Annotated in this window: 23 protein-coding genes; 13 read left to right on the top strand and 10 right to left on the bottom strand. The window is 74.3% G+C overall.

What is annotated here, in order from left to right:
* Positions 1-266 precede the first annotated feature (266 nt).
* Both EV374_RS07765 and EV374_RS07760 read left to right on the top strand, forming a co-directional pair.
* On the top strand, positions 267-1,877 hold the full coding sequence (locus tag EV374_RS07765) for an RNA polymerase sigma factor (RefSeq protein WP_132233027.1): 1,611 nt from the start codon (positions 267-269) through the stop codon (positions 1,875-1,877).
* A 244-nt stretch (positions 1,878-2,121) separates the two neighbouring features.
* Complete coding sequence (locus EV374_RS07760) at positions 2,122-2,355, top strand: DUF7455 domain-containing protein (RefSeq protein WP_074474066.1); 234 nt, start codon at positions 2,122-2,124, stop codon at positions 2,353-2,355.
* A gap of 131 nt (positions 2,356-2,486) precedes the next feature.
* On the opposite strand, the gene EV374_RS07755 is transcribed toward EV374_RS07760, so the two are convergent.
* The 3 genes from EV374_RS07755 to EV374_RS07745 all read right to left on the bottom strand — a co-directional run bounded on the left by EV374_RS07755 (position 2,487) and on the right by EV374_RS07745 (position 5,454).
* The gene (locus EV374_RS07755) at positions 2,487-4,217 is read right to left on the bottom strand and encodes a DEAD/DEAH box helicase (RefSeq protein ID WP_132233025.1); all 1,731 of its coding nucleotides are present in this window, start codon (positions 4,215-4,217) and stop codon (positions 2,487-2,489) included.
* Between the two features lie 327 nt (positions 4,218-4,544).
* Positions 4,545-5,195: a TRIC cation channel family protein gene (locus EV374_RS07750; RefSeq protein ID WP_132233023.1), complete on the bottom strand. Its 651-nt coding sequence runs from the start codon at positions 5,193-5,195 to the stop codon at positions 4,545-4,547.
* 40 nt (positions 5,196-5,235) lie between these two features.
* Entirely contained in the window at positions 5,236-5,454 is a 219-nt protein-coding gene (locus EV374_RS07745; RefSeq protein ID WP_089001394.1) for a DUF3039 domain-containing protein, read from the bottom strand.
* Positions 5,455-5,540: 86 nt separating this feature from the next.
* On the opposite strand from EV374_RS07745, the gene EV374_RS07740 reads away from it, so the two are divergent.
* Positions 5,541-6,470: a pseudouridine-5'-phosphate glycosidase gene (locus tag EV374_RS07740; protein WP_132233021.1), complete on the top strand. Its 930-nt coding sequence runs from the start codon at positions 5,541-5,543 to the stop codon at positions 6,468-6,470.
* Positions 6,467-7,363 carry a carbohydrate kinase family protein gene (locus EV374_RS07735; protein WP_132233019.1) on the top strand — a complete coding sequence of 299 codons (897 nt, stop codon included), beginning with the start codon at positions 6,467-6,469 and terminating at the stop codon, positions 7,361-7,363. Before EV374_RS07740 ends, EV374_RS07735 begins: the two co-directional genes overlap by 4 nt.
* 27 nt (positions 7,364-7,390) lie before the next feature.
* Here EV374_RS07735 and EV374_RS07730 read toward each other — a convergent pair whose 3' ends face one another.
* Positions 7,391-7,747 (bottom strand): DUF3099 domain-containing protein, encoded by a 357-nt coding sequence (locus EV374_RS07730; protein WP_132233017.1) that lies wholly within the window; start codon positions 7,745-7,747, stop codon positions 7,391-7,393.
* Between the two features lie 106 nt (positions 7,748-7,853).
* On the opposite strand from EV374_RS07730, the gene EV374_RS07725 reads away from it, so the two are divergent.
* Together EV374_RS07725 and EV374_RS07720 are read left to right on the top strand one after the other, a co-directional pair.
* Positions 7,854-8,141, top strand: coding sequence for a hypothetical protein (locus EV374_RS07725; RefSeq protein WP_225851882.1), 288 nt, complete (start codon positions 7,854-7,856; stop codon positions 8,139-8,141).
* 13 nt (positions 8,142-8,154) lie between these two features.
* Entirely contained in the window at positions 8,155-8,466 is a 312-nt protein-coding gene (locus tag EV374_RS07720; protein WP_132233013.1) for a hypothetical protein, read from the top strand.
* Between the two features lie 9 nt (positions 8,467-8,475).
* Here EV374_RS07720 and EV374_RS07715 read toward each other — a convergent pair whose 3' ends face one another.
* Together EV374_RS07715 and EV374_RS07710 are read right to left on the bottom strand one after the other, a co-directional pair.
* The gene (locus EV374_RS07715; protein WP_132233011.1) at positions 8,476-9,714 is read right to left on the bottom strand and encodes a low temperature requirement protein A; all 1,239 of its coding nucleotides are present in this window, start codon (positions 9,712-9,714) and stop codon (positions 8,476-8,478) included.
* Between the two features lie 56 nt (positions 9,715-9,770).
* Complete coding sequence (locus tag EV374_RS07710) at positions 9,771-10,352, bottom strand: HhH-GPD-type base excision DNA repair protein (RefSeq protein WP_132233009.1); 582 nt, start codon at positions 10,350-10,352, stop codon at positions 9,771-9,773.
* 165 nt (positions 10,353-10,517) lie between these two features.
* Between EV374_RS07710 and EV374_RS07705 the strand changes: the two genes are divergently transcribed.
* The 4 genes from EV374_RS07705 (at position 10,518) to EV374_RS07690 (ending at position 17,397) form a co-directional block, all read left to right on the top strand.
* Positions 10,518-12,002 carry a DUF7782 domain-containing protein gene (locus EV374_RS07705; RefSeq protein WP_207913939.1) on the top strand — a complete coding sequence of 495 codons (1,485 nt, stop codon included), beginning with the start codon at positions 10,518-10,520 and terminating at the stop codon, positions 12,000-12,002.
* Positions 12,002-12,424 (top strand): D-aminoacyl-tRNA deacylase, encoded by a 423-nt coding sequence (gene dtd, locus EV374_RS07700; protein WP_132233007.1) that lies wholly within the window; start codon positions 12,002-12,004, stop codon positions 12,422-12,424. The genes EV374_RS07705 and dtd overlap by 1 nt, the downstream gene beginning before the upstream one ends.
* 141 nt (positions 12,425-12,565) lie before the next feature.
* The gene (locus EV374_RS07695; protein WP_132233005.1) at positions 12,566-16,273 is read left to right on the top strand and encodes a S8 family serine peptidase; all 3,708 of its coding nucleotides are present in this window, start codon (positions 12,566-12,568) and stop codon (positions 16,271-16,273) included.
* A gap of 137 nt (positions 16,274-16,410) precedes the next feature.
* The gene (locus EV374_RS07690; RefSeq protein ID WP_132233003.1) at positions 16,411-17,397 is read left to right on the top strand and encodes a helix-turn-helix domain-containing protein; all 987 of its coding nucleotides are present in this window, start codon (positions 16,411-16,413) and stop codon (positions 17,395-17,397) included.
* 105 nt (positions 17,398-17,502) lie between these two features.
* Here the strand turns inward: EV374_RS07690 and EV374_RS07685 are convergent, their stop codons facing one another.
* The gene (locus EV374_RS07685; RefSeq protein ID WP_132233242.1) at positions 17,503-18,291 is read right to left on the bottom strand and encodes a sporulation protein; all 789 of its coding nucleotides are present in this window, start codon (positions 18,289-18,291) and stop codon (positions 17,503-17,505) included.
* 258 nt (positions 18,292-18,549) lie between these two features.
* Between EV374_RS07685 and sigB the strand changes: the two genes are divergently transcribed.
* Positions 18,550-19,566: an RNA polymerase sigma factor SigB gene (gene sigB, locus EV374_RS07680; RefSeq protein WP_393004116.1), complete on the top strand. Its 1,017-nt coding sequence runs from the start codon at positions 18,550-18,552 to the stop codon at positions 19,564-19,566.
* Positions 19,567-19,665: 99 nt separating this feature from the next.
* A complete protein-coding gene (locus EV374_RS07675) occupies positions 19,666-20,076 on the top strand; it encodes a VOC family protein (RefSeq protein WP_132233001.1) in 411 nt (136 codons plus the stop codon).
* 138 nt (positions 20,077-20,214) lie between these two features.
* Here EV374_RS07675 and EV374_RS07670 read toward each other — a convergent pair whose 3' ends face one another.
* The 3 genes from EV374_RS07670 to EV374_RS07660 all read right to left on the bottom strand — a co-directional run bounded on the left by EV374_RS07670 (position 20,215) and on the right by EV374_RS07660 (position 24,952).
* Positions 20,215-22,770: a bifunctional GNAT family N-acetyltransferase/acetate--CoA ligase family protein gene (locus EV374_RS07670; protein ID WP_132232999.1), complete on the bottom strand. Its 2,556-nt coding sequence runs from the start codon at positions 22,768-22,770 to the stop codon at positions 20,215-20,217.
* Between the two features lie 26 nt (positions 22,771-22,796).
* A complete protein-coding gene (locus EV374_RS07665) occupies positions 22,797-23,978 on the bottom strand; it encodes an acetoin utilization protein AcuC (protein ID WP_132232997.1) in 1,182 nt (393 codons plus the stop codon).
* A 116-nt stretch (positions 23,979-24,094) separates the two neighbouring features.
* Positions 24,095-24,952 (bottom strand): sulfurtransferase, encoded by an 858-nt coding sequence (locus EV374_RS07660; protein ID WP_132232995.1) that lies wholly within the window; start codon positions 24,950-24,952, stop codon positions 24,095-24,097.
* 97 nt (positions 24,953-25,049) lie between these two features.
* Between EV374_RS07660 and EV374_RS07655 the strand changes: the two genes are divergently transcribed.
* The gene (locus EV374_RS07655; protein WP_132232993.1) at positions 25,050-25,736 is read left to right on the top strand and encodes an iron-dependent transcriptional repressor DtxR; all 687 of its coding nucleotides are present in this window, start codon (positions 25,050-25,052) and stop codon (positions 25,734-25,736) included.
* Positions 25,737-25,829: the final 93 nt, after the last annotated feature.

The raw sequence follows: 25,829 nt of genomic DNA, 5'->3' as shown, positions 1-25,829 counted from the left end.
CCCGACGGCCCGGGCTCGGCACGCAGGGTACGATCGCCATAAAGTCCACCTCTGTGCCAAATCGGCGGTCCTGTCGCCGGTACGCCGTGCGCCGCAGGATGATCGCGGCGGACGGCGTTACAATTCACCCTGCCCACGCGCCACGGACCGCCAGCGACCGGCCGGCCCGGGACACGGGGGTCCCTCAACCACATCGCCCGGCAAGGTGCCCCGCTCTGCGTCGGACGACCCGGCCGTGCTCGCTCTTCGCCTCCGGAAGGTCATTCGTGACAGAACCCCGCCAGACCGGCGCCGACGTTCGCTCGCTCACCGACACTCTGATCGCCCACGCGCAGAGCGCCGGCGGCCAGCTCACGTCGGCTCAGCTCGCGCGCACCGTCGAGTCCGCCGAGGTGACTCCGGCCCAGGCCAAGAAGATCCTGCGGGCGCTCTCCGAGGCGGGAGTGACCGTGGTGGTCGACGGCTCGGCGAGCACCCGCCGCCGCGTCGCCGCCGCCCGATCGGCCACCCCCGCGTCCCGGGCCACCACCGCCAAGACCACCAAGAAGGCCGTCGCGCCCGCCCCGAAGCAGGCGCCCGCCGCGGACGAGGCCCCGGCGCCCGCCCCGCGCAAGGCCGCCCCGCGCAAGGCCGCCGGCACCACCGCCGAGGTGGCCGCCAAGGCCGCCGCGCCCGCGAAGGCGACCAAGTCGACCCGGGCCACCAAGGCGACGGTCGCGGCGGCCGGCGCCAAGCCGGCCAAGGCCGGCGGCAAGGCCAAGGGCGAGGGCGCCGAGGGCGACATCGACCCGGAGGAGCTCGCCGCCGCGATCGAGGACGTGGTCGTCGAGGAGCCGGCGGAGCTGACCCGCGCCGCCGAGACCGACGCCGCCAACTCGGCCAGCGACAACGACTTCGAGTGGGACGACGAGGAGTCCGAGGCGCTCAAGCAGGCGCGTCGCGACGCGGAGCTGACCGCCTCCGCCGACTCGGTCCGGGCCTACCTCAAGCAGATCGGCAAGGTCCCGCTGCTCAACGCCGAGCAGGAGGTGGAGCTGGCCAAGCGGATCGAGGCCGGGCTCTACGCCGCGGAGCGGCTGCGCGCTGCCGACGAGGGCGAGGAGAAGCTCACCCGGGAGATGCAGCGGGACCTTGGCTGGATCTCGCGTGACGGCGAGCGCGCCAAGAACCACCTGCTGGAGGCCAACCTCCGGCTGGTCGTCTCGCTGGCCAAGCGCTACACCGGTCGCGGCATGGCCTTCCTCGACCTGATCCAGGAGGGCAACCTCGGCCTGATCCGCGCGGTCGAGAAGTTCGACTACACCAAGGGCTACAAGTTCTCCACGTACGCCACCTGGTGGATCCGGCAGGCGATCACCCGGGCCATGGCCGACCAGGCCCGCACCATCCGCATCCCGGTGCACATGGTCGAGGTCATCAACAAGCTCGGCCGCATCCAGCGTGAGCTGCTCCAGGACCTGGGCCGCGAGCCCACCCCGGAGGAGCTCGCCAAGGAGATGGACATCACACCGGAAAAGGTGCTGGAGATCCAGCAGTACGCCCGGGAGCCCATCTCGCTCGACCAGACCATCGGCGACGAGGGCGACAGCCAGCTCGGTGACTTCATCGAGGACTCCGAGGCCGTGGTCGCGGTCGACGCGGTCTCGTTCTCGCTCCTGCAGGATCAGCTCCAGCAGGTGCTGCAGACGTTGTCCGAGCGTGAGGCGGGGGTGGTACGCCTGCGTTTCGGGCTGACCGACGGCCAGCCGCGCACGCTGGACGAGATCGGCCAGGTCTACGGGGTGACCCGGGAACGCATCCGGCAGATCGAGTCCAAGACGATGTCCAAGTTGCGCCACCCGTCGCGTTCACAGGTGCTCCGGGACTACCTGGACTGATCGCGATCGTCAACCGAACGTGTCGTTTTGACCACCTGGCGTGCAACGTCGGAAGGTGATCGTTCGGTTGCACGATTGTGATCGTTGACGTGGCACCCTTGGTGCACTGCACACTGTCCCTGCCATGTGTGACCTCGGTCCCCCGCGGGCACACAGGGAAGGCAGCGCCGGGACAGGGTGTTGCACGATAGGTGAGCAAAGACCGAAGAGAGTGTTCATCGGTGACGACCAGAGGAGGAAGGCGATGACCCCGACCCTCACGCCGCCGCCCGAGACGGTGGCTCCCCCAGCCGCCGATGAACGGTGCGACCGCTGCAATGCTGCCGGCAAGCTCCGGATCACTCTGGCGGGTGGGAGCGAGCTGGTGTTCTGTGGGCACCACGCGAACAAGTACGCGGAGGATCTCGTGAAGATCACCGTGCGGTTCGCGACGGACCCGGAGTTCAGCTGGCGTGGCGCCGATCTGATGGCGAACTGAGATCCGCAGATCCACGACATAGCCGGCCGGAGGCCCCCTGAGGGGGCCTCCGGCCGGCTTTTGCGTCTCCCCGCCCGGCACGTCCGATCCGCCCGATCCCGGGCACCGGTGGCGGGCCGGTCGACAGCCGTTCAGAGGGTCTGAACGGTGGCGATGCGTTCCTCGAGCTGCTCGATGGTGGCCTGGGCGCTCGGCGGGCCGCCGCAGAGGCGGCGCAGCTCCGCGTGGATCTTTCCGTGCGGCTGCCCCGTGCGGTGGTGCCGGGCGGCCACGAGGGCGTTCAGTTGGCGGCGTAGGGCGACCCGACGCTGGGCGGCACTCATCGGTGCCGGCGGCGCTGTGGGCGCCGCAGCGGCCGCCTCAGCCGGCCTGGCGGCCCGGCGGCGCTGGGCCGCGAGCTGTTCCTGCTGCCGCTTGGTCAGCAGCAGGGCCACCTGGTCGGCGGTGAGCAGCCCGGGCAGGCCCAGGTACTCCTCCTCCTCGGGGGTGCCGGCCTGGGCGGCGGTGCCGAACGAGGCGCCGTCGAAGATCACCTGGTCCAGCTCGGCCGTGGCGGAGAGCGCGGCGAAGCGCTTCTCCAGCTCGCCGCTGGCCTGGTCGTCGCGCTGGGCGCGCTCCAGCAGGTCGTCGTCGAAGCCCTCGCGGTCCTTGGGCTTGCCGAGCACGTGGTCCCGCTCGGCCTCCATCTCGCTGGCCAGCCCGAGCAGGTGCGGCACGCTGGGCAGGAAGACCGAGGCGGTCTCGCCGGGGCGGCGGGCGCGGACGAACCGGCCGATCGCCTGCGCGAAGTAGAGCGGGGTGCTGGCGCTGGTCGCGTACACGCCGACCGCCAGCCGGGGGATGTCGACGCCCTCGGAGACCATCCGGACCGCCACCAGCCAGCGCTGCTCGGACGCCGCGAACGTCGCGATCCGCGCCGAGGCGCCCACGTCGTCGGAGAGCACCACCGCCGCGCGCTCGCCGGTCACCTGCGCGATGAGCTTCGCGTACGAGCGGGCGGTCTGCTGGTCGCTGGCGATGATCAGCCCGCCGGCGTCGGGCATCCCCGCGTTGCGCAGCACGGTCAGCCGGGCGTCGGCGGCCCGCAGCACCTGCGGCATCCAGTCGCCGGCCGGGTCCAGTGCGGTGCGCCACGCCTGCGCCACGAGGTCCTGGGTCATCGGCTCGCCGAGCCGCGCCGCCAACTCGTCCCCCGCGTTGGTGCGCCACCGGGTCTCCCCCGAGTACGCCAGGAAGAGCACCGGCCGGACGACGCCGTCGCGCAGCGCGTCGGCGTAGCCGTAGACCGAGTCGGCGCGGGAGCGCAGCAGGCCGTCCCCGCCGCGCTCGTAGCTGACGAACGGGATCGGGTTGTCGTCGGAGCGGAACGGGGTCCCGGTGAGCATCAACCGGCGCTCGGCGCCCTCGAAGGCCGCTTTCACCCCGTCGCCCCAGGAGCGGCTGTCCCCCGCGTGATGGATCTCGTCGAGGACGACCAGGGTGCGCCGGGTGAGGGTGCGCCGCTTGTGCACGTGCGGCGCCATGCCCACCTGCGCGTACGTCACGACGGCGCCGTGGAAGTCGGCGGAGGAGTGCAGGTCGGCGTTGCGGAAGGCGGCGTCGAGCTGGATGCCGACCCGGGCCGCCGCCTGCGCCCACTGGGTCTTCAGGTGCTCGGTCGGCGCCACCACGGTCACCGCCTCGACGGTGCCGTCGGCCAGCAGCTCGGCGGCGATCCGCAGGGCGAAGGTGGTCTTTCCGGCGCCGGGGGTGGCGACCGCCGTGAAGTCGGGGTCCCGCCGACGCAGGTATTCCACGAGTGCCTTGCGCTGCCAAGCGCGCAGTGCCGGAAACGTCTCGATCGCCGGCAACCGGGCCGCCACGGGAAGCTCCTCTCCGACCGCCTGACGGCGGACCCCGGGCGAGGGCCACGGGTACCGCCGCCCATGAAAACGCCTCCGCGCAGTGGGTGCCGCGAAGGCCGACCCAGCATAACCAGCGCCGCCCCGCCGGGCCCACGCGACATACGGGCCACGCCGGTCCCACCGCCTCCGCCCGGGCCACGAGCGACAGGCGCCGGAGCCGCCCTTCGGCACCCCGGACCCGCAGATCGCCGCCCGGTAGACCCGGACGCCGCCCCGACCGGGGTGCCGGCACGCCTCAGACGTTGCCCGTCCTGACCACTCCTGCCGTGGCGAGTGCGCCCTCCGTCACTCCCGCCGGCCGCGCATGCCCGTCCTGGGCGCCCGCGTGGTCGGCACCGGCGCGGACCACCGGCGGCGCAGCGACACCAGGCGCAGCAGGAAGACGACGACCGCCGCGGCCGTGAGCCAGCCGGCGTTGGCCTGCCCGAGGGCGTCCAGCAGCACCACGAGGATCGAGCCGGCGAGCGCGGCGACGGCGTAGATCTCCCGCCGCAGCACCACCGGGATCTCGGCGGTGAGCAGATCGCGCCCGAGGCCGCCGCCGATCGCGGTGAGCATGCCGATCACGCAGGCCCCCACCGCCGGCACCTGGGCGTCGAGGGCCTTGACCGTGCCGGTGACGGTGAACAGCGCCAGCCCGGCCGCGTCCAGCACCAGCACGGTGGTGCGCAGCCGGGCGAACTCAGGGTGCAGCCAGAAGACGGCGGCGGCGGTGACGGCGGCCGTGGCGGCGTAGCGCCAGTCGCCGAAGGCCAGCGGCGGCGCCTCGTCGATCGCCAGGTCCCGGAAGATCCCACCACCGAGCGCGGCCACGAAGCCGACGAAGACGACGCCGAAGAGGTCGAGCCGTTTGGCCACCGCCGCGGAGGCCCCGGAGGCGGCGAAGACCGCCACCCCGGTGAGGTCGGCGAGGAGCAGGGCGGTGGAGGTGGTCACCGGCGAAGGTTACGTGCGCGACCGGGAGGGTCGCCCACGCTCACTCGCCCCAGGAGTCGTAGATCTCCTTGCACTTCGGGCAGACCGGCGAGCCGGGCTTGGCGGCCTTGGTGACCGGGAAGGTCTCCCCGCACAGCGCGACGACGAAAGTGCCCATGACGGCGCTCTCGGCGATCTTCTCCTTGCGTACGTAGTGGAACATCTCGGGACCGGTGTCGGCGTCCTTCAGCTCCGGACGCTCGAGAACCTCTGTGCTCACTTCTGCACCTCCGACCGTCAAGTCTGGCAGGTCACCCCGCTCCGGTCCACTTCATGTCGCCCGGACGGGGGCCGTACGGTGGTGACGTGACCGACTTTCACATCCGCTACGGCAGCGAGGTTGCCGACGCCCTGCGCGACGGGCGTCCCGTCGTCGCCCTGGAGAGCACCATCGTCTCGCACGGCCTGCCCCGGCCGGACAACCTGCGGGTGGCCCGCGAGATCGAGCAGGCCGTCCGGGACGCGGGTGCGGTCCCGGCGACCATCGGCATGGTCGGCGGGCGGCTCGTGGTGGGCCTGGACGACGCGGAGCTGACCCGGCTCGCCACCGTCGACGGGGTCGCCAAGCTCTCCGTACGCGATCTCGCCCTCGCCGCCGCGACCGGCGCGGACGGCGCCACGACCGTGGCCGCGACCAGCGCGGTGGCCGCTGCCGCCGGGATCGGCGTGTTCGCCACCGGTGGCCTCGGCGGGGTGCACCGGGAGGCGGCGCAGACCTTCGACGAGTCCGCCGACCTGGTCACCCTGGCCCGTACGCCGATCGCGGTGGTCTGCGCCGGGGTCAAGTCGATCCTCGACGTGGGCGCGACCCTGGAGCGGCTGGAGACCCTCGGCGTCGGCGTGGTCGGCTTCCGGACCCGGCGCTTCCCCGGTTTCTTCATCACCGACGGCGGCTTCGACCTGGACTGGTCGCTGGACTCCCCGGAACAGGTCGCGGACGTGCTGGCGGCCCGCGAGCAGCACGGCGCACACCACGGCGGCCTGATCGTGGCCAACCCGCTGCCGACCGACGAGCAGCTCGACCCGGAACTGCACGACCGCACCCTCGCCGACGGGCTCGCCCTGCTCGAGCGCGACGGGGTGACCGGCAAGGCCGTGACGCCCTACCTGCTCGCGCACTTCCACTCGGCGACCGAGGGGGCGAGCCTGGCGGTGAACGTCCGGATCATCCTGCGCAACGCCGACCTCGCGGCCCGGATCGCCGTCGCCGCGGCCGCCCGCCGCGCCGGGGCATGACCGCAGGCCGCGTCCTCGTCGTCGGTGACCTGATCACCGACGTGGTGGCGGTGCTGGCGGGGCCGGTGGCCACCGGGTCGGACACGCCGGCGGCGATCCGGTTCAGCGGCGGCGGGCAGGCCGCCAACACCGCGGCCTGGCTCGCCGCGCAGGGCGTACCTGTCACGCTGGTCGGTGCCGTCGGCGACGACGACGCCGGGCGGGACCGGGTGGCCGAGCTGGAGCGGGCGGGGGTCGACTGCGCGACGCGCGTGTGCCCCGACCGTGCCACCGGGACGGTCATCGTGCTGGCCACGGCCGGGGAGCGGTCGATGATCACCGAGCGGGGCGCGAACCTGCGGCTGACCCCGGGGGACGTCGACGCGGCCCTGACGGCGACGCCCGACGCGCGGCACCTGCACCTGTCCGGGTACACCCTGCTGGACGCCGAGTCCCGACCGGCGGGGCTGCGGGCGTTGGCCGCCGCCCGCGAGCGCGGGCTCACCACCAGTGTCGACGCGGCCTCCGCGGCCCCGCTGCGGCGGGTCGGCGCGGCGGCCTTCCTGTCCTGGGTACGCGGGGTCGACCTGCTCCTGGTCAACGCCGACGAGGCGACAGTGCTGGCCGGCGGGCTGGACCCGGCGGCGCAGGGGCGGGCGCTGTCGGCCTCCGCCCGGCGGATCGTCGTCAAGCAGGGCGAGGCCGGGGCGGTCTGGGTGGACCGGGACGCCTCGGTGGCCGTGGCGCCGGCCCGCCGGGTGTCGGTGGTCGACGTCACGGGGGCCGGGGACGCGTTCGCGGCCGGTCTGCTGGCCGCCTGGCTCGACGGCGCGCAGCCGGCGGTGGCGCTGGGCCGCGCCGGCGACCTCGGCGCCCTCGCGGTCTCCCAGATCGGTGCCCGCCCCTCCCCCTGACCTGCGGGCCCGGGAGGGTGGGATGGATCAGGGCTCGGCGTCGATGATCTTGTGTGGGCGTTCCTCGGCGGTGAGGCTCATCGGCGGGGTCTCGTCCCGGTGCCGCGGCTGGAAGCGGTTGGCCAGCCGGTGCTCCTCCTTGGGCGGGCGGTCGTTGGCCAGCAGCACCGCCAGCCACGGAATGAGCACCATGCCCAGGGCCACCATCGGCAGCCACAGCCAGAGCAGCGGGGCCTGCACGCCGACCAGGACGGCACCGACGATCACGCAGGCCACCCGGATGCCCATCATCAGCACGTAACGCTTCTGACGGCTGGTGAGCTGGTCGTCCTGGCTGCGCGAGGCGTCGGTGATCAGGATGGGCTGGTACGCCTGACGCTTCACCACGGACCTCCTCGAGGGGGTTACGCCCCATCCTGTCACCTGCGGCGCGTGATCAGCGAAAATCGCTCGACCCGGCCTCGTGTTACTTGCGTGGTACGCTCGCGCCGTGGGCAGCAGGTTCAGCTTCACCGACGAGGCGTTGGCCAACCTGAGGGTCTACGACGTCACGCCCGGGGAAGTCTGGGAGGCGCTGCACAGCACCCGCCGGGTCATCCGACACCTCGGCGACGACGTGATGGTCGTCTACGCCGCCGCCCGCCGGGGGCGCCGGCTGGCCGTGCTGCTCGCCGAGGCCGACGGCACCGACAACGACTGGGACATCCTCTCCGCCCGCGAGCTGAGCGACGTCGAGGCGAAACGCTACGACGAGGCCGTGCGGAGATCTCGCCGATGAGGAGGCGGTGACGATGAACCGTAACGACGCGACCAAGCAGTTCCACAGCGGCGGTGACCGGCTCGCGGAGCTGATCGACGGGAGCCAGCAGGTGGAGCTTCCCACCCCCGACACCGACACCCCCATGGTCAGCCGCTCGGTGCGCCTGCCGCTGGAGACGTACGAACAGGTCCGCGCCGCCGCCGACGCGCGCGGCATCGGGGTCACCACGCTCATGCGGCAGTGGATCGAGGCCGGCCTGGCCGACCTGGACGACTCGGCCACGGTCTCCCTCGCCGACGTCCGGCGGGCGCTGGCCGCCCTCTCCCGGCCGACCGCCGCCTGACCCGCCCCGTCACGGCGCGGGAAACTCGCCGCCGCCGGTCCCGCCGTGCCCGAGCGGCGACGCGGCCGGCTCGGGCGGGCGGCCCCTGCTGCGCCACGCGTCGGCGGACGCCACCCCCGCCAGCACCACGGCGACCAGCGCCAGGGCCACCATCGGCGGCACCAGGGTGAGCGCCGGGCCCAGCAGGAGCAACACCACCAGGCCCGCCACCCGGGACCGGGACACCCGGCCGAAGATCTCGTACTCGAAGCGGGCCCGGGCCGCCAGGAAGATCGCCGGGCCGCCGACGACGAAGACGAGCCAGGTCGGGTCGGTACGGCCGTGCGGGTGCGCGATCACCAGTTCGTAACCGACGGCGGTGCTCAGCACGCCGACCACGATGACCAGGTGGGTGCTGCTGGCGGAGGTGCCCAGCCGGCCGGGCGACCGGGCTACCCGCAGCGCCTCGGCGAGCAGGTGACCCGCCCGGTGGAAGTAGATCCGCCAGAGCAGCGCCGTGGTGGCGAAGGCGGTCGCGAAGGCGCCGGCCCGGTCGGCGGTGAATTCCGCGCCGCTGTAGGTCAGCCCGATGACCAGGATGGTCTCCCCCAGCGAGATGAGGAAAATCTGCTGGTACCGGTCGGCCAGGTGCTCGCCGGCGATCAGCCAGCCGGCGGTGCGTGCCGGGCCCAGCCGGGGCAGCGGCCAGCCGAGCAGCAGGCCGGCGAAGTCGACGGCCACGGCGAGCGTCCAGAGCGGCAGGCGCAGCTCCTCCGGCCCGACCGCCCCGGCAAGCCACGGCACGGCCCCTGCGGCGGCCCAGGCGAAGAGCCGCAGCGGGACCGTGCGGCGCGGATGGCGGCGCAGGGCCGTGGCGATGATCAGAGGCCGGCCGAGCATCACCGCCAGGTACGCCAACACGAACGAGGGTGCCCGGTCCTCGAACGCCCGGGGCAGCGCCACGGCCATCACCATGGCGCCGAACATCGTCCCGACCACGACGAACTGGATCACCGGATGCTCCGGCTCGTACCGGCTGGTGACCCAGGTGGTGATCGACCAGAGCAGCCACAGGGCCAGGAAGAGCACGCCCGTGCGCCCGATCTCGGCCAGCAGCGTCCCGACGGAGCCTCCGGTGCCCTCGACCAGGCGCAGCGAGACCCGGGTCAGCGCGAAGACGAAGACCAGATCGAAGAAGAGCTCCAGGAAGGTGGCCCGGGGCGAGCTGTCCTCCGGCCGCAGCAACCGCCCGCCGCGTTCGTCCGTCATCGGCTGTCCGTCGTCGCCATCCTGGCTACAACGACCGCCACGACGGCGCGGTTGCGTCAGCCCCCGGCGGACTTCGCCTTCGCCGCCGCCTTCATCTGCTGCTTGTACTCGCGCACCCGGCGCAGCGAGTCCGCGTCGGTGACGTCGGCCACCGACCGCTGGGCGTCCGGGTCGCCGTAGTCGCCGGCCGCCTCCCGCCAGTCCTTCGGCGTGACCCCGAACCGCTTGCCGAGCAGGGCGACGAAGATCTGCGCCTTCTGCCTGCCGAAGCCGGGCAGCTCACCGACCCGGCGCAGCAACTCCCGGCCGTCGGCCACGTCCGACCAGAGCCCGGCGGCGTCGCCGTCGTACCGGTCGACGAGGGTCCGGCACACCTCCTGCACCCGGGCCGCCATCGCCTTCGGGAAGCGGTGCAGCGCCGGCGGCCGGGCGAACAGGGCGACCAGCGCCTCCGGGTCGTGATCCGCCAGTTCCCGGGCGTCCAGGTCGCGCCCGAGGCGCTGCGCCAGCACGTACGGCGAGGAGAACGCCTTCTCCATCGGCACCTGCTGGTCGAGGACCATCCCCAGCAACAGGGCCAGCGGATCCCGGTTGACGAGTTCGTTGGCCTCGGGGTCGATGGGCAGTGCGAGCGTCATGGCGCCATCCTGCCCTGACCGGAGACGGCGGAGGCGCGTACGCCGCAGTTGGCGACGCACGTGTCGGCAGGCCCGTGCCAGCGACGCCGCGCAGGTGACCCGGCTGCGTGCGCTGATCCGCCGGGTGGCCGGACCCCGCCGCCGGGCACCAGGCAGGATGGCGACGTGGACGGACACGAGATGTTGCTCTCCCCCGCCGGCGTCGAGGCGCTACGGACCGCGCTGACGCGGGCCGGGTTCACCTCGAACGGCATCGCCACCAGGCTCGGCCCGCAGGCCACCGGCGGGGTGGCCCGCAACGACTTCCGGGCCGCGCTGCGCGCCAGCGAGGACCGCGATCCGCTCGGCACCCTGATCCGGGTGTTCGTCTGCGAGCAGACCGAGCCGGAGGCCGCCGTGGCCGCCGCGCTGGCGCCGCTGTCGCTGGCCGAGGCGCTCGCCGGGGGCCTGGTCGAGCGGCACGGCGACGGGCTGCGGATGGGCGTGGACCTGGAGCCGTACGGGGACGAGTGGTGGGTGCTCGCCGACGTGCCCGCCAGCGCCCGGCCCGGCCGCCCGCTGCACGCCGAGCACGTGCTCGGCATCGGCGGGGCGACGCAGACGCTGATCGGCGCGACCGTCCGCCGGCCCGTCGAGGCCGCGCTGGACCTGGGCACCGGGTCCGGCGTGCAGGCCCTGCACCTGGCCAGCCACGCGCGGCGGGTCACCGCCACCGACCTGTCGGCGCGGGCGCTGCGTTTCGCCGCCACCACCGCCGCACTCAACGGCCAGGACTGGGAACTCCTCCGCGGTGACATGGTCGCCCCCGTCGCCGGGCGGCGCTTCGACCTGGTGGTGAGCAACCCGCCGTTCGTGGTGGGCCCCGGCACCACCACGCACGTCTACCGCGACTCGGGGCGGGTCGGCGACGCGATCGGCGCGGAACTGGCCGCCGCCGCGCCGGGCCTGCTCACCGAGGGCGGCACCATGCAGTACCTGGCCAACTGGGTGCACGTCGCCGGGGAGGACTGGGGCGAGCGGGTGACCGGCTGGTTCGCCGGCACGGGGCTGGACGCCTGGGTCATCCAGCGCGAGGTGGCCGACCCGATGGCGTACGTCAACCTGTGGCTCACCGATGTCGGCGAGGCGGCCGACCCGCGCCGGATGGCGGACTGGCTGGACTGGTTCGACGCGCACAAGGTGGAGGCGGTCGGCTTCGGCATCGTCTCGCTGCGCCGCTCGGGCCACGACGACCCGATCGTACGGGTGGAGGACCTGCGCCAGCGGGTGGAGGCGCCGCTCGGCGACCGGGTCGACACGTGGTTCGACCGCCAGGACTGGCTGCGCGCCCGCGACACCGACGGGCTGCTCGCCGCCCGCTTCCGGGCCGCCGAGGGCCTCCAGCTGCGGCAGGAGGCCACCATGGGCGACGAGGGCTGGGCGGTGGACCGGCAGGTGCTGGCCATGCCGCACGGCCTGCGCTGGACCGAGGAGATCGACCCGCTCGTCCTGGCCCTGGTCGGCGGGGCCGACGGACGGCTGGCGCTGCGCGACCAGCTCGCCCTCCTCGCCGCCGCGCACGACGTCACCCCCGGGGAGCTGGCCGAGGCGGCCGGGCCGATCGTCGCGCACCTCGTCGAGCGCGGCTTCATCGAGCCGGTCACCGACTGATGCGGGCCGTGGTGCAGACCGTCGGCCGGGCCGCCGTGACGGTCGACGGCGAGGTGGTCGGCGCGATCGACGACGGGCTGCTGGTGCTGCTCGGGGTGACCCACACCGACACCGTCGAGACCGCCCGGACCATGGCCCGCAAGGTGCACGAGCTGCGGATCCTCGACGAGGAACGGTCCGCAGCGGACACCGGCGCGCCGGTCCTGGTGGTCAGCCAGTTCACCCTCTACGGCGACGCCCGCAAGGGCCGCCGTCCGAGCTGGACCGCGGCGGCCCTGGCCGAGGTCGCGGAGCCCCTGGTGACGGAGGTCGTGGCGGCGCTGCGCACCCGGGGCGCGAAGGTGGAGACCGGCCGCTTCCGCGCCCACATGCTGGTCGAGAGCGTCAACGTCGGCCCCCGCACGGTGCTGCTCGAACTCTGACCGGCCCGGCGTGCACCCGCCCGCCATCGCCACTCAGGCCGACCACCACCGACGACAAGCCGGTGGCGGAGTCGCGCCGTGGCACAACCCCGCCGCCGGCAACTGTTCACGCGGGTGGAGTGACGACGGTAGAACCGTCGCATGTCATCCCCCTCACAGCCCTTCACCTGGGTCTACGCGAGGCGGCGGCTGACCGCCGCCGCCGCGTCGGCCGGTCTGGTCGCGGCCGGTCTCGCCGCGATCCAGACGCCGGCCACGGCGGCCGCCCCGCCCCCGGCCGGCCCGGCCGGCCCGGCGGTCGCCCGAGGCACCCACACGGTCACCCTGATCACCGGCGACGTGGTCACGGTGACCACCTCCGCCGACGGCAAGGCCACCGCCGAGGTCGACCGGCCCGACGACGCCACCGGCGGCGTGCGCTTCCGCCAGAGCGGCGACGACCTGTACGTCCTGCCCGACGAGGCCCTGCCGCTGCTGGACAGCGACAAGCTCGACCGGCGACTGTTCAACGTCACGGACCTCATCGAGATGGGGTACGACGACGCGAAGACCCCGACGCTGCCGCTGATCGCGGCGTACACCCCGGCGAAGGCCCGCACGGCGAAGCCGGCGCCACCGCGCGGCGCGAAGCTGGTCCGCGACCTGCCCAGCATCCAGGGTGCGGCGCTGACCACCGAGAAGAAGCAGGCCCGCACCCTCTGGTCCACCGTCGCGCCCGCCACGGCGGCGGCACCGGCCAGGGCCCTCGGCGGCGGGGTGACGAAGCTCTGGCTCGACGGCCGGGTGACGGCGTCGCTGAAGGAGAGCGTGCCCCAGGTCGGCGCGCCCGCCGCGTGGGCCGCCGGGTACGACGGCAGCGGGGTGCGGGTCGCGGTGCTCGACACCGGGATCGACCCCGGCCACCCCGACCTGGTCGACCAGGTCGACGACAAGGTCAGCTTCGTGCCGGGCGAGGACACCTCCGACGTCAACGGGCACGGCACCCACGTCGCCTCGACGATCGCCGGCACCGGCGCGGCCTCCGGCGGCGGCAACCGGGGCGTCGCCCCGGGCGCGGACCTGATCGTCGGCAAGGTGCTCAACAACGCCGGGCAGGGCCTCAACTCCTGGATCATCGCCGGCATGCAGTGGGCGGCCGAGTCCGGGGCCGACGTGGTCAACATGAGCCTCGGCGACGGCTCGCTGACCGACGGCACCGACCCGATGACCGCCGCCGTGGACACGCTCTCCGCGCGGCACGGCACGCTCTTCGTCGTCGCCTCCGGCAACTCCGGCCCGCAGACCATCGGGTCGCCCGGCACCGCGCCGAGCGCGCTGACGGTCGGCGCGGTCGACAAGCAGGACGCGCTGGCGGGCTTCTCCAGCACCGGCCCGCTGGCCCGCACCGGCGCGCTCAAGCCGGACCTCGCCGCGCCCGGCGTCGGGATCGTCGCGGCCCGCTCGCAGCAGGCCGCCGGCGAGGGCGCGTACCAGGGCATGGACGGCACCTCGATGGCCACACCGCACGTCGCCGGGGCCGCCGCGATCCTCGCCCAGCGGCACCCCGACTGGTCCGGGCAGCAGCTCAAGGACGCGCTCATGAGCAGCGCGAAGGGCCTGTCCGACGACTACCGGCCGTACCAGGTCGGCACCGGCCGGCTGGACGTGGCGGCGGCGGTGCGCGGCACCGTACGCGCCACCGGCTCGGCGTTCTTCGGCACGTTCGACTGGCCGCACGAGCCGACAGACGCCCCGGTCACCCGGTCGGTCACCTTCACCAACTCCGGCACCGCCGCCGTGACCCTCGACCTCGCCCTGACCGGCGGCGGCCCGTTCGCGCTGGGCACCTCCTCGGTGACTGTGCCGGCGGGCGGCAGCGCCGACGTCGCGGTCACCGGCGACCCGCGCGGCGACGCGCACGGCGAGCTGACCGGCTACCTGGTCGGCACCGACGCCGCCACCGGCACGGCGGTCACCCGTACCGCGCTGGGGCTGCTCAAGGAGAACGAGCGGTACGACCTGAAGGTCAAGCTGATCGGCCGCGACGGCAAGCCGGCCAGCGCGACGGTCCTGGTGAACCGGGCCGGCGACGTCAACCCCGGGCAGTATCCGGTCACCGGCGAGCGGACGCTGCGGCTGCCGAAGGGGACCTACACGGTGGAGGCCGTGCTGGACGTCCCCGGCGAGCGGGCCGACCGCCTCGGCTTCGCCCTGCTGGTGGACCCGGAGACCGTGCTCGACCGGGGCGCCGAGGTGGTGCTGGACGCGCGCCGGGCCCGCCTGCTCGACACCACCGCACCCGAGCGGACCGAGGACCGGCAGCGCAAGCTGGACTACACCGTCGGGTACGCCGACGGCAGCGACTTCCGCGCGGCGTACCAGCTGCCGATCCGCTACGACGACCTGTACCTCCTGCCGACCGAGCGGGTCGGCACGGTCTCGTTCACCATGGCGGCGCGGTGGCGCAAGGGCGAGCCGATGCTGAGCCTGCGCATCCCCGGCCGGTCGCCGATCGACGCCACGGTCCAGCCGGGCAGCACGATCACCGCCGGCACCGAGACGCTGCGGCCGGTCCACGCGGGCACCGGCGCCCCGGAGGCGTACGCCGGTCTCGACGTCAAGGGCCGGGCCGTGGTGGTGACCCGCAGCGACGCGGTCGACCCGACCGCCCGGGCCGCCGCCGCGGCGGCCGCCGGGGCGAAGCTGCTGCTGGTCGTCAACGACGGTGCCGGCATCCTCAACGAGTGGGTCGGCGAATCCGCCATCCCCGTCGCCACCGTGCACCGCGACGCCGGCAGGCAGCTCATCGCCGCGACCCGGGGCGGGCCGCGCAAGCTGACCGTCACCCGGGTCCCGTACGCCGGCTACGTCTACGACCTGGCCCGGGTCTGGCCCGGACAGGTGCCGGACCGGTCGCTCGCCTACCACCCCCGGCAGCGGGACCTGGGCCGGATCGACGCCCGCTACCACGCGGCCGTCGACTCCCCCGGCTCCGGCTACCGCTACGACATGGTCTTCAGCCCCTCGTTCGGCTTCCCGGAGGCCGAGTCGCACCCGGGCACCCGCACCGAGTGGGTCACGCCCGACGTGGTCTGGCACGAGGTGCACGACCAGGGCGGCTGGACCGACACGGCCTACCTCAACACGTACGCCAAGGGCAGCACGACCAGGCTGGACTGGTTCGCGCCGGCCGTCCGGCCGGCCTTCAGCCGGGCGTTCGGGGTACGCAACAGCCGCTACGGGGACTACATGACCCTCAACGTGCAGGCCTGGAGCCCGTCGGACGACGTGCTGGAGCACGGCGGCAACATGGAGTGGGGCTCGGTGCCGACCCACCTCAGGCTCTACCAGGGCGACAAGCTGGTGGACGAGAACACCTGGAACGCGGACCTGCAGTGGACGTCGGTGCCCGCCGGCACGCTGCCGTACCGCCTGGTGCTGGACGCCTCGCGGCCGGCCGACCGGTGGCGGCTGTCCACCCGCACGCACACCGAGTGGGACTTCGTCTCCGGCTCCAACACCGCCGACAACTTCGTCCCGTTCGCGCTGCTCCAGCTCGACTACGCGCTGGAGACCGACCTGCGGGGCGACGTCAAGGCGGGCACCACGCAGCGGATCAGCGTCAAGGCCGGGCCGCAGCCGGGCGGCACCGGCACCGGCACGGTCACGTCGGTCACGCTGGACGTCTCGTACGACGACGGCGCCACCTGGCGGAAGGTCACCCTGCGCAAGGGCGCGGGTGACCGCTGGACCGGCTCGCTCGCCCTGCCGAAGCAGCCGGGTGGCTTCGTGTCGGTGCGGGCCGGCGCCAGGACGGACGCCGGCTTCGGCATCCGGCAGGAACTCATCCGGGCGTACGGCCTGCGGTGAGCTGGTTGGCGGGGCCCCGGGACGCAGCGCGTGCCGGGGCCCTTCCCGACGACCCGTCGGCATTCCCGGGCTGGTCAGGACCGGTGGGCGTGTCCCATACTCTGCCTGCCGTAGCGGGCAGGGGGAGGCAGCCACCGATGCTGGGCGCGTTGGGGCTGAGCCCCGAGGACGAGGCGGTCTACGGCCTGCTGGTCCGGCGGGGCCAGTCCGGCCCGGCCGAGCTGGGCGACGCCCTGCGGAGGCCCGCCGCGGCGGTCGAGGCGGTGCTCTCGCAACTGACCGCGTACGGCCTGGTGAAGCGCGGCCCGGACGGGCAGTTCTCGGTGGCGCCGCCCGCCGTCGCGCTCGGGGCGCTGATCAGCGAGCAGCGGGGCGCCCTGCACAACGCGGAACTCGCGCTGGTCCGGCTCGCCGAGGAGTACCGCTCGTCGGTCGCGGGGCGCACCATCGACGAGTTGATCGAGGTGGTCAGCGGCGTCGACGCCGTCCGGCACCGGTTCGCGCAGGTGCAGCACGCCGCCCGCACGCAGGTGCGCAGCTTCGTCACCACCCCGTTCATCGCCGTGCCGCCGGGCGCCAACGCGGTGGAGTCGGCGGCGGTCGGTCAGGGGGTGCGCTTCCGCGTCGTGGTCGACCGGCCGACACTGGCCGAACCGGGGGTGGTCAGCGAGACGCTGGAGTCGCTGCGCGACGGCGTCGAGGTGCGGGTGGTCGACCACCTGCCGATCAAGCTGGTCCTGGCCGACGCGGAACTGGCCCTGGTGCCGTTGACCGCCACGCCCGGCGGCGAGCCCGGCGCGGTGCTGCTGCACCGCACCGGGCTGCTGGCGGCGATGGACGCGCTGTTCGAGATCGTCTGGCGGCACGCCCACCCGCTCGACTCGTCGGCGCTGACCGCCCCCGCCGGCGACAGCGCCGACAGCCAGGCGGCCGACGGCCCGACCGAACTCGACCGGAAGATCATGGCGCTGCTGCTGGCCGGGCTCACCGACCCGGTCGTCGCCGCCCAGCTCGACCTGTCGTTGCGGACCCTCCAGCGGCGCCTGCGCCACCTCATGGACCTCGCGGGGGTGCAGACCCGGATGCAGCTCGGCTGGCACGCCGCGCGCCACGGCTGGGCCTGACGGGGCCGCGGGCCCGGCGGACCCGCGGCAGGGCCGGCGAACACCAGGACGCCGCCCCCGCGAACGCGGCGGTGGTGTCGGCGAGGGCGGCCGTCAGCCGTGGCGTCAGGAGAAGAGGCCGCGGCGTTGCAGCGACTGACGGATCCAGCCGTCGAGCTGGGGGGTGAAGTCGGTGCGTTCGGCGGTGGCGTGGTCGACGGTGAAGCGGCCGAAGGCGTCCCGGCCCTCGGTGAACAGACCGCCGCGCTTGTCCAGCTCCAGCACCACCTGGATCTGCTGCGGGTCGGTGACGAGGGTGACCTCCAGCTGGTTGATCGCCCCGGCGTACTGCGGCGCCGGGTAGAACTCGATCTCCTGATAGAAGGGCAGGGTCTGCCGTACGCCGTAGATGTGGCCCCGCTCCACGTCGGCCCGGGCGAACCGGAAGCCCAGCCGCAGGAACGCGTCCAGGATCTTCTGCTGGGACGGCAGCGGGTGCACCGCCACCGCGTCCAGGTCGCCCTTGTCGACCGAGCGCGCCACCTCCAGCTCCGTACGCAGCCCCATCGTCATCCCGTGCAGGTGCTGCCCGTACAGCTCGGTGAGCGGCGTCTCCCACGGCACGGCGAAGCGGAACGGGATGTCGTGGCGCTGCCCCGGGGCGAGCTGGAACGCGCCGGTCGCGGCCTGCCGGTGGAACTCCTGCGTGGTCTCGTAGTCGTTGTCGCCGCTCTCGACCTCGACCCGGGTGACCAGGCCCAGGGCGACGTACGACACGTCGACGAGGTGGTCGCCGCCGGCCACGTGGATGACGCCCTCCAGTTGGCCGCCGGGGCGGCAGTTCGGATTCGTCAGCACGGTTTCCACGGACGGGCCACCCACACCCATCGCCTGCATGAGCCGCTTGAAGACCACGACACCCTCCACAACCTGTTCGGTACGCCGACGTCGCCGACGGGCCGGCCGTGCGGGCCGACCGCTGGCACGGTAACCGCCGGCGGCAACCGGCGCTCGGCGACGAGCCGCCCACGCTGAGCAGGGCATCGACGGAATTCGTGTCGGTTCCCCGATCGCCTCACTCCCGTTTCACGCCCCGCCCGCCAAGCTGTGTGTCACACCGGCACCACTGGGCCGGATCGAACGGCACAGACGTGGACACGGGGAGAAACTGAGATGGCCCTGCAGATGACGGAGCACCGGACGCGCCCGGCCGGCACCACCGAGGCCGCGAGCGCCACCGACACCCTGACCGACCTCGACGCCACCGACGAGCGCGGCGTCTCCACGGACCTGGTCCGGGCATACCTGAACGGGATCGGCCGGACGAAGCTGCTGACCGCCGCCCAGGAGGTCGACCTCGCCAAGCGGATCGAGGCCGGGCTGTTCGCCGAGGAGAAACTGGCGACCTGCACCCCCGTCTCGACGGAGCTGCGGGCCGACCTGGAGCTGATCGTCGCGCAGGGCCGCGCCGCGAAGGACCACCTGCTGGAGGCCAACCTGCGCCTGGTGGTCAGCATCGCCAAGCGCTACACCGGCCGCGGCATGGCGTTCCTCGACCTGATCCAGGAGGGCAACCTCGGCCTGATCCGCGCGGTCGAGAAGTTCGACTACGCCAAGGGCTACAAGTTCTCCACGTACGCCACCTGGTGGATCCGGCAGGCGATCACCCGGGCCATGGCCGACCAGGCCCGCACGATCCGCATCCCGGTGCACATGGTCGAGCAGGTCAACCGCATGGTCCGGGCCCGCCGCGAGCTCTCCGTCTCGCTGGGCCGCGAGCCCACCGTCGCCGAGGTCGCCCGGGCCATGGACATCCCGGAGTTCCAGGTCATCGAGCTGATCTCGTACGACCGGGAGCCGGTGAGCCTCGACCAGGCGGTCGGCGAGGACGGCGAGAGCGCCCTCGGCGACTTCGTCGCCGCCGTCGACCCGAGCGCCGAGCCGGGCGACGCCGCCGCGCAGGGCGAGCTGCGCAACGAGGTCAGCATCGTGCTGTCCACCCTGTCCCAGCGGGAGCAGGCCGTGATCCGGCTCCGCTTCGGCCTCGACGACGGCCGGCAGCGCACCCTCGACGAGGTCGGCCGGGAATTCGGCCTGTCCCGGGAGCGGATCCGGCAGATCGAGAAGGTGACCCTGCTGAAGCTGCGTGACCCGGAGCGGGCGCAGCGCCTGGAGGCGTACGCCTGCTGACGTTCCTGGACCACGCGAGGCCCCGGCGGTTCGCCGGGGCCTCGCGTACGTCCGGGCCGTGGTCCTTGATCCCGGCTGCCCGACGGGCTACCAATAGCCATGAACTGGACCCTGGAAGTGGTGGTCGTGCCGGTGTCCGACGTGGACCGGGCCAAGGCGTTCTACGCCGACCGGCTCGGCTTCGCCGTCGACCACGACACGACGTTCGGCGACGACGCGCGGATCGTGCAGCTGACCCCGCCCGGCTCAGGCTGCTCGATCGTGATCGGCAGGGGGCCGCTGCCCGAGATGCCACCCGGCTCGCTCAAGGGCCTCCAGCTCGTCGTGCCCGACCTGCGCCGGGCGCGGGCGGAGCTGGTCGAGCGCGGCGTCGAGGTCAGCGAGATCCAGGTGCTCGGGGAGAACCCGCGCCCGGTGCCGGACCCGCTGGACAACGTCGGCTTCGTCCACTTCGCCGACCCCGACGGCAACGCCTGGTCCGTGCAGCAGATCTCCGACCGGGCGGCCTGACCGGTTCGGCCGCCGTACCGCGACGTGTCAGGAAGGGCACCTTCCTCGACCGCAGACGTGCGGACGGCGGTGCGAGGAAGGGACCCTTCCTATACAAAATGCGATAGCAGGGGGCCCTTCCTTACACCTCGGGCCCTTCTACAGGCGGCGGGGGCCGGTGTCGGGGCGGGCCACGGCGGAGCCGACCCGGACGGTGGCGTGCAGCACCGAGATGCCGTCGGGGCGGGCGAGCACCGGGTTGAGGCTCAGCGCGCGGACCCGGGGCTGCTCGTCGGCGAGCCGGCCGACCCGCAGCAGCAGGTCCGCCAGGGCCGCCCGGTCCACCGGCGCCGCGCCGCGGTGCCCGCGCAGCAGCGGCGCCGCCCGGGGCTCGTCGACCAGCTCGGCCGCGTCCAGGTCGGTCAGCGGCACCGCCCGCCAGGCCCGGTCGCCGAGCAGCTCCGTGGCGACGCCGCCCAGCCCGAAGCCGACCACCGGGCCGAACGCCGGGTCCTCCACCAGCTCGACCACGCAGGCCACCCCGGGCGGGACCATCGGCTGCACCAGGACGTCCGCGCCGAAGACCGCCGACATCTCCGCGTACGCGCGGTGCACCGTGGCCGGGTCGGGCAGGTCGAGCCGGACCGCGCCGAGGTCGAGGCGGTGCCGCAGACCGGGGGCGGCGGCCTTCAGGGCCACCGGGAAACCCAGCCGGGTCGCCGCGTCGACGGCCTCCGCGGCGGAGCGCGCCGGCACCGACTCGACCACGTCGATCCCGTACGCCGCGAGCAGTCCCGCCGGGTCGAGGGCCTCCGGGCGCAGGGCGGCGTGCGCCGCCGCCCGGTCCACCCGGGGCAGCTCCGGCGGCACCCCGGCGGGCCGGCACAGCCAGTCGGCGTACGCGGTGACCCGGGCGAGGGCGCGCACGGCCTCCTCCACGCTCGGATAGGCGGGCACCCCGGCGGGCGTACGGCCGACCAGGAACGTCGCCACGGCCGGCTTGCCGGCGGCGAACGCGCTCGGCAGCGCGGCCGTGAAGTCCGCCTCCGTGTCGGTGAGCTGGCCGGGCAGCGGCGGGGCGAACACCACCACCAGCGCGTCCACCTCGCCGTCGGCTCCCGCCTCGGCGAGCGCGGCGGTGAACTCGGCCACCCCGGCGCGCGGGCCGACGTCGCGCGGGTAGCCACGGGCGACGGTGAGCCCCTGCCCGGCGCAGGCGGTGGCCGCCAGCCCGGTCAGCGCCGAGGAGTTGCCGACCACGCCGACGCGCGGCCCGGCGGGCAGCGGCTGGTGGGCCAGCAGCACCCCGACGTCGAGCAGCTCGGCGACGGTGTCGACCCGGATCACGCCGGAGTGGGCGAACAGCGCGGCGACCGCCACCTCGTCCGGGCCGGCGGAGTCGCCCACCCCGGGCGGGCGGGCCGGCGAGGCGAGCGCCACGACGGGCTTGTCCCGGCCGATCCGGCGCGCCAGCCGGGCGAACTTGCGCGGGTTGCCGAACGTCTCCAGGTACAACATGATCACGTCGGTGCCGGGGTCGTCCTGCCAGTACTGGAGCAGGTCGTTGCCCGAGACGTCGGCCCGGTTGCCGGCCGAGACGAAGCTCGACAGGCCGAGCCCCCGCCGGTCGGCCTCGGCCAGCAGCGCCACCCCGAACGCGCCGGACTGGCTGAAGATGCCCACCCGGCCGGGCACCGGCAGCCGGGGGGCGAGGGTGGCGTTGAGGCGTACCGCCGGGTCGGTGTTGGCCACCCCCAGGCAGTTCGGGCCGACCACCCGCATGCCCGCCGCGTACGCCGCGCGGACCAGCGCGCGCTGCGCGGCCGCGCCCTCGCCGCCGGCCTCGGCGAAGCCCGCCGAGATGACCACCAGGCCGTGCGCCCCCGCGGCGGCCGCGTCGGCCACCACCTCGATCGCCGCCTCCGGTGGGACCGCCACCACGGCCAGGTCGACCGGCACGCCGGCATCGGCCGCCGAGGAGTACGCGGGCAGCCCGGCGACCGTCGTCGCGCCCGGGTGCACCGGGACCACCGCGCCGAGGTAGCCGCCGTCGCGCAGGTGCCCGAGCACCGCCGCGCCGACGCCCTGCCCGGTGGCGCTGGCGCCGTAGACGGCGACGCCGCGCGGGGCGAGCAGCCGGGCGACGGAGCGGGCCTCGGTGCGGTGCTCCCGGCCGCGCTGCACCTCCAGGGTCGCGTCGGTGGGGGCGATCGGGAAGCTCAGGTGCACCACGCCGTCGGCGAACTGCCGCTGCACCTGGTAGCCGAAGTCGGAGAAGACCCGCAGCATCGCGCCGTTGGCCGGCAGCACCTCCGCCACGAAGTTGGCGATGTCGTTGCGGCGGGCCGTGTCGGCCAGGTGCTCCAGCAGCACCGAGCCGATGCCCCGGCCCTGGTAGGCGTCCTCGACCACGAACGCCACCTCGGCCTCGGGGGCCTGCGGGCCGAGCCGCTCGTAGCGGCCGACGGCGACGATCCGGTCGCCGACCAGCACCACGAACGCCTCCCGGTCGCGGTGGTCGACGTTGACGAAGCGTTGCAGGTCACGCTCGGGGATGCGCGGGTACGGCGAGAAGTAGCGCAGGTAGCGGGTGCGCTCGGAGAAGCGCGAGTGCATCGCCACGATGCCCGGCCCGTCCGACGGGCGGATCGGCCGCAGCTGCACGGTGCTGCCGTCGCTGAGCAGCACGTCCACCGGTTGTTCCACCGTGGTCACCTGTGCGGTCCCCTCCGCCCGCCGGATCAGTCGCGCGGGTCGTGCGGATCGAGCCCGAACAGCGGGAAGGCGGTCTTGCGGGCCGCCGCGATCGCCCGGTCCACGGCGCTCGGCTCGCCGGTCGGCTGCCACGGCTCGTATGCCGGGTCCACGTCGTCGGTCATCCGCAGCGGGATCTGCCGGCCCGGCCGGCGCGCGGCGGCCAACTCCCGCCACGCCGGCGGGGTCAGCGTCGCCGGGTCGACGGGCTCCCCGGCCGCCACCGCGAGCAGGTGCGTCCAGGCCCGGGGCACCACCTCGACCAGCGCGTACCCGCCGCCACCCGTGGCCACCCAGCGGCCCTCGCAGAGCTCGTCGGCGAGCGCCCGCAGGGCCAGGTAGGTGGCGCGCTGCCCGTCCACGGAGAGGTTCAGGTCGGCGAGCGGGTCGAGCCGGTGCGCGTCGGCCCCGCACTGGGTGACCAGCACCTGCGGCCGGAACGCGCGCAGCACCGACGGCACCACCGCGTGGAAGGCGCGCTGCCAGCCGGCGTCGTCCACCCCGGGCGGCAGCGGGACGTTGACGGCGCTGCCCTCGGCGCCCGGCCCGCCCGTCTCGTCGGGAAAGCCGGTGCCCGGGAAGAGCGCCAGCGGCGTCTCGTGCACGCTGACCGTGAGCACCCGGGGGTCGTTCCAGAAGACCTGCTGCACCCCGTCGCCGTGGTGCACGTCCACGTCCACGTACGCGACCCGCTCGGCGCCCAGGTCGAGCAGGCGGGCGATGGCCACCGCCGGGTCGTTGTAGACGCAGAACCCGGCCGCCCGGGCCGGCATGGCGTGGTGCAGGCCGCCGGCCACGTTGACCGCCCGCCGGGCCTCCCCCCGCCAGACCGCCTCGGCCGCCGCCACCGTGGCGCCGGTGACCAGTGCGCTGGACTCGTGCATCCCCTCGAAGACCGGGTTGTCGGAGGTGCCCAGTCCGAAGCCGGCGAAGAGGGGATCGCGGGGGGCGACCTTCACCGCGGCGAGGTAGCGCGGGTCGTGCACCCGGCTCAGCAGCGCGTCGTCGGCCGGCTCCGGCTTCACCAGCCGCACCCCGGGACGCGCGAGGACGCCCAACTCCCGGGCGAGGGCGAAGGTCAGCTCCACCCGTACCGGGTCGAGGGGATGGTCCCCCATGTCGTAGGCGAGCAGCGACTCGTCCCACACCACCACAGTGTCGTCGGACATGGCCCCATCGTCGCACGCGCACCCCGGCACGCCCGCGCACGCGCTGCTCAGCCGCCGGGTGTCGCCCGTGCGGGCTTCCGCTGGGCCGTCGGGTCCCGCCGGCGCCCGGTGCCCGCTCAGCCGGCCGGGGTCGCTCCGGTGGCCACCGGGCGGGCCGGGTCGGCTACCCAGTTGCTCCACGACCCGACGTAGAGCGCGGCGTCCGCCCGTCCGGCCAGGTGCAGCGCGAGCACGGCCTGCGCGGCGGTCACCCCCGACCCGCAGTACGCCCCGACCGGCCGGCCCTCGCCCACCCCGGCGGCGGCGAACCGTTCGCGCAGCGCCTCGGCGGCGGGGAACCGGCCCTCGGCGACGTACTCGCCGGCGGGCAGGTTCACCGCGCCGGGGACGTGACCGGCGACCGGATCGATCGGCTCGGTCTCGCCCCGGTAGCGGGGCGCGGCGCGCACGTCGAGCAGGACTCCATCGTCGGCCGCGGCCAGCCGGGCCGCCTCGCCCGCGTCGAGCACCGGCAACGCTCCGGGCCGCACCTCGACGTCGCCCGGCTCCGGGGTCGGCACCTCCGTGCTGACGGGCAGCCCGGCGGCCAGCCACGCCGGGAAGCCGCCGTGCAGCAGCCGTACCGGCCGGTGGCCCGCCCAGCGCAGGGTCCACCAGGCGCGGGCGGCGGCCATGCCGTCGCCGCCGTCGTACACCACGACGGGACGACCGGCGCGCACGCCGGCGGCCCGCAGCGCGGCCTGGAGGGCGGCGGGGTCGGGGAGCGGGTGGCGACCGGCGGGGCCGGGCGGCCCGCAGAGCGCCGTGTCCAGGTCGACGAAGACCGCGCCGGGCAGGTGACCAGCGGCGTAGTCCTCCCGACCCGGCGCGCCGACGAGCCGCCAGCGCACGTCGAGCAGCGTGGGCGGGTCGGGCTGGCCGAGTTCGACCGCGAGCCGACCGGCCTCGACAAGGAGATCATCGGAGGCGGACATGGCGACCAGTCAACACCATCCCGGCACCGACCTGGCGGTTCGCCGTGGGTCGTTCGCTGAACACCGAGGTAGCATCGTTGGCCGGAGGTCCGCTGACGTGAAGCATGATCTGGTCGACACGACCGAGATGTACCTCAAGACCATCCTCGAGCTGGAGGAGGAGGGGGTGCCGCCGCTGCGCGCCCGCATCGCCGAACGGCTGGGGCAGAGCGGGCCGACCGTCAGCCAGACCGTCGCCCGGATGGAACGCGACGGCCTGCTGACCGTCGAGGGCGACCGCCACCTGGCGCTCACGGCGCACGGCCGCAGCAACGCGGTCTCCGTGATGCGCAAGCACCGCCTCGCCGAGCTGCTGCTGGTCAACGTGATCGGGATGCCCTACGAGGAGGCCCACGAGGAGGCCTGCCGGTGGGAGCACGTGATGAGCGACGCCGTCGAGAAGCGGGTCTACGACCTGCTGAACCGGCCGACCCGCTCGCCGTACGGCAACCCGATCCCGGGGCTGGACGAGCTGGGCACGCCGGAGCAGACGACCGCCGCCCCGATCGAGGGCGAGCGCAACCTGGCGTTCCCCGGGCTGTCTGGGCCGGTCGTGGTGCGACGCATCTGCGAGAGCGTGCAGACCGACGCGGACGTGCTCCGGCAGCTGCACGCTGCCGGCGTCGACCCGGGCGCGACGGTGACGGTGGCGCAGGAGCGCGACGGGGTGTCGATCGACCGCTCGGGCGACCGCATCAGGTTGCCGCGCGAGGTAGCCTCCCGGGTCTTCGTCGCCGCCCACTGACCCACCCGGCCCCACGCCTGTGCGCAGCAGGCGCAGGATCTTGAGGCGAGGCAGTTCACGCTGTGCCGGGGGGCCTCGTCACGCTGGCCGAGG

The sequence above is a fragment of the Micromonospora sp. CNZ303 genome (genome assembly GCF_004345505.1).
Note: the sequence above shows the minus strand (reverse complement) of the source record. Positions and strands in the feature narration are given on the sequence as shown.

Bases quoted from the DNA above. Each gene is read 5' to 3' on its own strand.
- EV374_RS07760 (WP_074474066.1), top strand. From the start codon at position 2,122: ATGACCCCGACCCTCACGCCGCCGCCCGAGACGGTGGCTCCCCCAGCC.
- EV374_RS07735 (WP_132233019.1), top strand. From the start codon at position 6,467: ATGACCGCAGGCCGCGTCCTCGTCGTCGGTGACCTGATCACCGACGTG.
- EV374_RS07720 (WP_132233013.1), top strand. From the start codon at position 8,155: ATGAACCGTAACGACGCGACCAAGCAGTTCCACAGCGGCGGTGACCGG.
- EV374_RS07715 (WP_132233011.1), bottom strand. From the start codon at position 9,714: ATGACGGACGAACGCGGCGGGCGGTTGCTGCGGCCGGAGGACAGCTCG.
- EV374_RS07710 (WP_132233009.1), bottom strand. From the start codon at position 10,352: ATGACGCTCGCACTGCCCATCGACCCCGAGGCCAACGAACTCGTCAAC.
- dtd (WP_132233007.1), top strand. From the start codon at position 12,002: ATGCGGGCCGTGGTGCAGACCGTCGGCCGGGCCGCCGTGACGGTCGAC.
- EV374_RS07695 (WP_132233005.1), top strand. From the start codon at position 12,566: ATGTCATCCCCCTCACAGCCCTTCACCTGGGTCTACGCGAGGCGGCGG.
- EV374_RS07690 (WP_132233003.1), top strand. From the start codon at position 16,411: ATGCTGGGCGCGTTGGGGCTGAGCCCCGAGGACGAGGCGGTCTACGGC.
- sigB (WP_393004116.1), top strand. From the start codon at position 18,550: ATGGCCCTGCAGATGACGGAGCACCGGACGCGCCCGGCCGGCACCACC.
- EV374_RS07675 (WP_132233001.1), top strand. From the start codon at position 19,666: ATGAACTGGACCCTGGAAGTGGTGGTCGTGCCGGTGTCCGACGTGGAC.
- EV374_RS07665 (WP_132232997.1), bottom strand. From the start codon at position 23,978: ATGTCCGACGACACTGTGGTGGTGTGGGACGAGTCGCTGCTCGCCTAC.
- EV374_RS07660 (WP_132232995.1), bottom strand. From the start codon at position 24,952: ATGTCCGCCTCCGATGATCTCCTTGTCGAGGCCGGTCGGCTCGCGGTC.